Source organism: Marinomonas pontica (assembly GCF_026191375.1).
In the GTDB taxonomy this organism is placed as follows: domain Bacteria; phylum Pseudomonadota; class Gammaproteobacteria; order Pseudomonadales; family Marinomonadaceae; genus Marinomonas; species Marinomonas pontica.
The window spans coordinates 108788-114796 of record NZ_JAODTL010000050.1; the positions used below are offsets into that span (position 1 = coordinate 108788).

Genomic DNA, 6009 nt, shown 5'->3' on the forward strand with positions numbered 1-6009 from the left:
TTAGCTTAGGAAGAGGCCACTTGTTCATTACCTTGGTTTGATGGACTACGTTTTAACACCAGTACCATTAATAGTCCAAGCAAAGCTGTTCCTGCACCCGCTAAGGCGACCGAAGGTAATCCAAGTCCTGCACTTATTACACCGCCGCCCAATACTGCCCCAACGGCATTGCCTAAGTTAAACGCGCCAATGTTCATGGCGGAAGCAAGGTTCGGCGCTTCGCTGGCTTCATGAACCACCAAAGACTGCAGCGGTGGAACCACGGCAAAACTGGCAATTCCCCAGAGGAAAACCAGAGGCACAACGATAATTGAAGAAGACATGGTTGCGGCAAAAATAATCAACAGTAGAATCACCGCGATTAACGACACAATCAAGGTGCCAAACAGTGAACGATCCGCATAGCGCCCACCAAGAATATTGCCCACCGCAAGGCCTACGCCGTAAAGCACCAGCATGGCCGTCACGAAGGTTGTCGAGGCATGGGTTTCTTGCTGCAAGATTGGCACAATGTAGGTAAATACCGTAAACATCGAACTAGCCCCCACCACAGTTAATAGCAACGCTGCCAAGACTGGGCCTCTACTTAACACGGTCAATTCATTACGAATGTTCGCTTTCTCTTGATTGACCAACGGAGGCAAACTGACTCGTAGCGCCACCATTGCTACTAAACCAATAGCCGCAATGCCAAAAAAAGCATTTCGCCAACCAAATGTCGTTCCGACAAAGCTCGCTAATGGCACGCCACCAATGGTGGCTATGGTGAGGCCCGAAAACATCGCCGCGACTGCCCCAGCACGTTGATTCGGCGGCACCAATTGGGTCGCTACTACAGCACCCACGCCAAAAAACACGCCGTGATTGAACGACGTAATGATGCGTCCAATCATCAACGCACTGTAACTGTCGGCCAACGCACTGATTAAATTGCCGATGGTAAAAATCCCCATGGACAAAACCAGCAGACGACGGCGAGGCATGTTTGCAAACAGCAAGGTCATGACTGGCGCACCAATTAATACACCAAAGGCGTAAGCGCTGATAAGCATGCCAGCCGTTGGAATAGAGACGCCTAAGTCGTTTGCAATCACTGGCAACATTCCCATGGGGGAAAATTCTGTGACACCAATTCCAAAAGCACCAATGGCTAGAGCCATCAATGGAAAGTTAATCTTCATATTACTCTCTCGTTTATTTATGATATGAGGGAATATAACGAGATAACAAATACCCGAATAGTGGGCAAAAAAGCGATTCTGTTTTGCATTGGATTCACAAATGAAGCAAATAAAAGTAGATAAGACCACAGAGATGGAAACCTTCCTAACCGTCGCAACGACAGGCAGTTTGAGCGGCGCCGCAAGAGCACTCGGTTTCACGCCGTCGGCGGTAAGCCGAATGATGACAAGAATAGAAAAGCGTTTAGGTGTAAGACTGCTCGTCCGTTCTACTCGTAAACTTTATTTAACCAGCGAAGGGGAATCCTATGCGCTTGCGGCACGGCGTATTCTGAAAGATCTAGATGAGACCGAACGCGCCATTGCCGATCGTGCGAATCCCAGTGGATTGATCAAAGTCAGTACCGCGACGGCGTATAGTCGTTTGACCATGATTCCCTTATACAAAGAGTTTTTAGAGCGTTATCCCAAGATCAAAATCGAAGTCGAAGTGAGCGATAAGATTAGCAATGTGGCGGATGGTCACATTGATGTCGCGATACGTTTTGGTCCTTTACCTGATAGTAACTTAACCGCAAGGCGCCTAGGTGAAACAGGCAGAACCGTTGTCGCATCGCCGAGCTATTTGGCGCAAGCTGGCGTCCCAAAAACACCAGCCGATTTGCAGCACTTTAACTGTTTGGATTTCAGCTTTCAGCGGCTAGAGCCTGGCTGGCCATTCCGTGAGAACGGAGAAGATTACATCCTACCGATACAGGGCAACATGACCTCCAACAATGGTGAAACGCTGGTGGAACTGGTGATGGCGGACATTGGTATCACTCGAGTTGGCAATTTTCATATTCAACAAGCTCTCGCATCGGGTCAACTCGTTCCCTTGTTAGAAGACTTCAACCCGCAGGACAAAGAAGTCATCCACGCCGTATTTATCGGTGGACAACACATGCCAGCCAGAGTGCGAGTCTTTGTCGATTATTTGGTTGAGAAAATGGCTTCAAATTCCTAGAGAGTCTTGATTCCTCAAACCTCTCCCGCATTCAGCAGCATGCCTTGCGGGCTGGTGTCGAATAACAAGACGCGATTTAGATCCACCGATAACGAAATATTCTCTTGGCGTTTAACGTGGGAGCGTAGGTCGAGTCGGGCTTTGGTGTCTTCGCCGCCGAGCTTAAACATGATTTCTTTGTCGAAGCCGAGGTTTTCTACCAGTTCTACTTGTATGTCGTTGAATTCAAATAGGTTGTCACTTGGCGATCTCTTTAAAGACAAAGCGCTGTCTTCAAAGAAGTCAGGGCGAATGCCCACTAATACCGTGTCGTGGGATTTTAGGTCGTGTAAGTCCACATTGGCGATTTTCGCCGCTGGCAGTCGGTAGTTGTCGAATACCAGATCGTCGCCTTCTATCTTGGCTTCGATCAAGTTCATCGCTGGAGAACCAATAAAGGTTGCGACAAAGGTGTTGGTCGGCTGTAGGTAAATTTCCATTGGCGTACCGACTTGTTCGACAATGCCATCTCGCATCACCACGACTCTATCGCCTAAGGTCATAGCCTCGATCTGATCGTGGGTAACGTAGATCGCCGTCATGTTGTATTGATGCTGAATGCGAGCGATTTCCGTACGCATGTGATGGCGCAGTTTGGCGTCTAGGTTAGATAAGGGTTCATCAAACAAATACACATCCGCATCGCGAGCCAATGCTCGTCCCATAGCAACTCGTTGACGCTGACCGCCGGACAAATCCGCCGGTTTGCGATCCAAATAATCGTCGAGCTTGAGCATTTCCGATACATCGGCGAGTTTCTCTTTAATGGTTTCCGCGTCTGCACCAGACTTTTTCAAGCCAAAGACGATGTTCTCTCGCACTGACATATGCGGATACAAGGCGTAGTTTTGAAACACCATGGCGATGTTGCGCTTGTGTGGTGGCAAATCATTAATGGCACGTTGGCCAATTTGTATTTCCCCTTGGGTGATGTCTTCCAAGCCAGCTACCATGCGTAGAGTGGTACTTTTACCACAGCCACTTGGGCCAACCAGCACTACAAATTCACCGTCTTTTACTTCTAAATTGAGGTTCTTCACTATCGGCAAGTTGCCATAAGATTTATTTACGTTACGTAAAACAACTGAGCTCATAATTCTTCTCCTGCAAAACTACTGCACTCGATGATACTCGCGTCAAAAGATCGCTCAAAATGCTCATTTATAACTATAAACTCCGCTTTTTCGCTCACTTTTTCCTTGTCTGATCTTCGCTCGTGACGTTTTGTCATTTTGTTATTCGTTAACCTTTCAAAAAATATCCATCGCAATAGTCATATTTAGCCTTTCACGCCGCCGTCTGTGAGGCCGCCCGACAAATGTTTATTTGCCAACATGAAACAAATCACCACGGGCAATAGCGTCAACATGGACGCGGCCATGATGCGATCCCAAATGGCGTTTTTCGAGGTGAACAGAGTTTGCAATGCCAGCGGCAAGGTTTGAAAATCTTGGTATTGTTTGAGGAACACGGAAGCAAACAAATACTCGTTCCAAGCGATGACAAAACAATAGATAAACACGGTAAACAGCATGGGTTTTGATAAGGGCATGATGATGCGCCAGAAGGCTTCTACCCTTGAGCAACCGTCCATCATCGCCGCTTCTTCTAGTGAGAAGGGAATGGTACGGAAGTAATTGCCTAGCATGTACATTGCAACGGGCAGAGTCTGAATCAGATAGATCAAAAACAGACTGAAAATCGTCCCCGCGGCACTGGAGGCCAAGCCGACGTTAACGCTCATTTGATAAAGCGGAACCATCAGCAACACGCCGCCAACCATGTAGACAAACAAGACGCCGTTTGCCATCAAGGATTGCGCTGGGAAACGTAAGCGGGCAATGGCGTACGCCGCGAGAGAGGCCAAGAAAGTCGAGCAAATCCCTGTCACGAAGGAAATCACAAAGGTATTGAGCATGTAGCGCCCGAACGGAAACACATCACCGCCGGAGCTAAACTTCGCCAAGAGCTTTTGCTTCTGTTCCTCTGACAGCGCCGGATTATTCAGCAAGCGCTGCACACTGGCTGGTACGTCGACTTCTTTGGGTGGCATTAAACCGAGTAATTCTTTGTAGGCATCCAAGTGTAAGACACGAGGAATGAGCGATGGATTCCCCCAATCTATCGGGTGTTTTAACGAGGTCGAAAGAATCTGCAAGAATGGAAACACGCAGAAAACCACTAAAGCAAGCACCAAGGTATACAAGATCACCGATTGGGTGGTTGAGCGTTTGTTCATCATATTCTTCCCCTACCACTTAAGGACTTTACGAACGTACAGCCAAATTAAACCGACCAGCACGAGTAATTGAATCACCGAAATCGCCGCTGCTACGCCTTGATCGACGATGCCTGCGAACGCTTGGTAATAGGTGAAAATCGGTAAAGTTTCCACATTCGGAGCGAGCAAATAAACGTCCTCGAAGCGGTTTAAATTCCAAATGACACGCAGCAATACCACAGTCGCAATGACGAATCTCAGCTCTGGCAAAGTCACGTGCCAAAAACGCCCCCAGGCGTTTTGCCCGTCTATTGCGGCCGCTTCGTATAAGTCTTTTGGCACGCTTTGCAATTTAGCGAGAAACAGCAAATAGGCGATAGGAAAATGCTTCCAAATATCGAATATGATCACCACAAACAAAGCAGAATCTGGATTACCGATGAGATTTTTCCCCGAGTGTCGGTCAGGTGCAAAACATCGACCACCACATGGTTATAAATGCCGTTTACTGGATCGAAAATAAATTGCCAACCGAACACCACACTGATCACTGGCGCGAAGTAGGGCAAAAGAATCAAGCCGCGGGCAAGATTGCGAAAACGGAACTCTTGATTCATTAAAATAGCTGCCGCCAAGCCTAAAATAGTGGTGCCAGCAACCGTGCCGATCAGATAAATAACCGAGACACCAATGGAATGATAATAACGCGGGTTGCCGAGCAAGTCCGTGTAGTTTTCCATGCCAACAAAGGTTTTCGTGCCGTTGAGCTGAACATCAAAAAAACTCAGATAGATGTTGAACAGAATCGGGCAAATCACCAGCAGGCCAATGATACCGACTGCTGGTGCAACCAGCTTTAAACCCAGTCGAGATTCATTTTTTATTAAGACAGAAGACATATTTGCTTCCCTTTTTACGTTTAACCCCACCCTAACCCTCCCCTTAATAAGAGGAGGGAATTGATTACGGCTCCTCCCCCTTTACAAGGGGGAGGCTGGGAGGGGGTCTATTGTCTATTCGCCCATGATGGCTTTCATTTCCGTTTCGGCATCATCTAACGCGGCTTGCGGGTCTTTTCCTTCAATGGTGACGCTGTAGATCATTCGAGGGATAACCGATTTAGCAAAGATGGCGCCAGAGGCAGGGAAGGTTTTGCCTTCAACGACAGAAAAGGAGCGAAGGTTGTCAAAACCAGACACGATCTGTTTCATCTTGTCTGCGCCATAAAGTTTGAATACGCCGTTTGGATCCTCTAAATACGCTGGATCTTCTGCAATGCCTTTCAGCATTGGGTTCATGCCACCCGGTGCCATATGTAGGAAAGTGATGTAACTGGCAGGGTCGTACATGAATTCAATAAAGTCTTTGGTGGCTTTGGTGCCCTCTGCGCTTTTCGCTTTCAAGGCGACAAGGCCAGACAAAGTGCCGTAAGACGCGGCGCTTTTATGGGTGATAATTGGCGCGAACTCGGTGTTTTTCACCAATTTAGGGTCGAAGGTGCCACCGCCAAGTTCTTTGAAGTTCTCAGAAGACAAAGAGCCTTTGGCGACTTCTGCCAAAGC

6 protein-coding genes and 1 pseudogene are annotated in these 6009 nt (G+C 47.8%); 1 reads left to right on the forward strand and 6 read right to left on the reverse strand.

What is annotated here, in order from left to right; all coding sequences use genetic code 11:
- Window positions 1-5: 5 nt before the first annotated feature.
- Window positions 6-1181 carry an MFS transporter gene (locus N5P32_RS14090; protein WP_265729662.1) on the reverse strand — a complete coding sequence of 392 codons (1176 nt, stop codon included), beginning with the start codon at window positions 1179-1181 and terminating at the stop codon, window positions 6-8.
- Between the two features lie 100 nt (window positions 1182-1281).
- Here N5P32_RS14090 and N5P32_RS14095 point away from each other — a divergent pair, with 100 nt between their 5' ends.
- A complete protein-coding gene (locus N5P32_RS14095; protein ID WP_265729663.1) occupies window positions 1282-2187 on the forward strand; it encodes a LysR family transcriptional regulator in 906 nt (301 codons plus the stop codon).
- A 14-nt stretch (window positions 2188-2201) separates the two neighbouring features.
- Here the strand turns inward: N5P32_RS14095 and N5P32_RS14100 are convergent, their stop codons facing one another.
- The 5 genes and pseudogenes from N5P32_RS14100 to N5P32_RS14120 all read right to left on the reverse strand — a co-directional run.
- Window positions 2202-3320 carry an ABC transporter ATP-binding protein gene (locus N5P32_RS14100; RefSeq protein ID WP_265729664.1) on the reverse strand — a complete coding sequence of 373 codons (1119 nt, stop codon included), beginning with the start codon at window positions 3318-3320 and terminating at the stop codon, window positions 2202-2204.
- 185 nt (window positions 3321-3505) lie between these two features.
- On the reverse strand, window positions 3506-4468 hold the full coding sequence (locus N5P32_RS14105; protein ID WP_265729665.1) for a carbohydrate ABC transporter permease: 963 nt from the start codon (window positions 4466-4468) through the stop codon (window positions 3506-3508).
- 9 nt (window positions 4469-4477) lie between these two features.
- Window positions 4478-4861, reverse strand: coding sequence for a carbohydrate ABC transporter permease (locus tag N5P32_RS14110; RefSeq protein ID WP_265729666.1), 384 nt, complete (start codon window positions 4859-4861; stop codon window positions 4478-4480).
- A complete protein-coding gene (locus tag N5P32_RS14115; RefSeq protein WP_265729667.1) occupies window positions 4855-5346 on the reverse strand; it encodes a carbohydrate ABC transporter permease in 492 nt (163 codons plus the stop codon). The genes N5P32_RS14110 and N5P32_RS14115 overlap by 7 nt, the downstream gene beginning before the upstream one ends.
- 114 nt (window positions 5347-5460) lie before the next feature.
- A pseudogene (locus N5P32_RS14120) lies at window positions 5461-6009 on the reverse strand (sugar ABC transporter substrate-binding protein); the annotation flags it as partial.

Coding starts and splice junctions, on each gene's coding strand:
- N5P32_RS14090 (WP_265729662.1), bottom strand. CDS start 1,181: ATGAAGATTAACTTTCCATTGATGGCTCTAGCCATTGGTGCTTTTGGA.
- N5P32_RS14095 (WP_265729663.1), top strand. CDS start 1,282: ATGAAGCAAATAAAAGTAGATAAGACCACAGAGATGGAAACCTTCCTA.
- N5P32_RS14100 (WP_265729664.1), bottom strand. CDS start 3,320: ATGAGCTCAGTTGTTTTACGTAACGTAAATAAATCTTATGGCAACTTG.
- N5P32_RS14105 (WP_265729665.1), bottom strand. CDS start 4,468: ATGATGAACAAACGCTCAACCACCCAATCGGTGATCTTGTATACCTTG.
- N5P32_RS14115 (WP_265729667.1), bottom strand. CDS start 5,346: ATGTCTTCTGTCTTAATAAAAAATGAATCTCGACTGGGTTTAAAGCTG.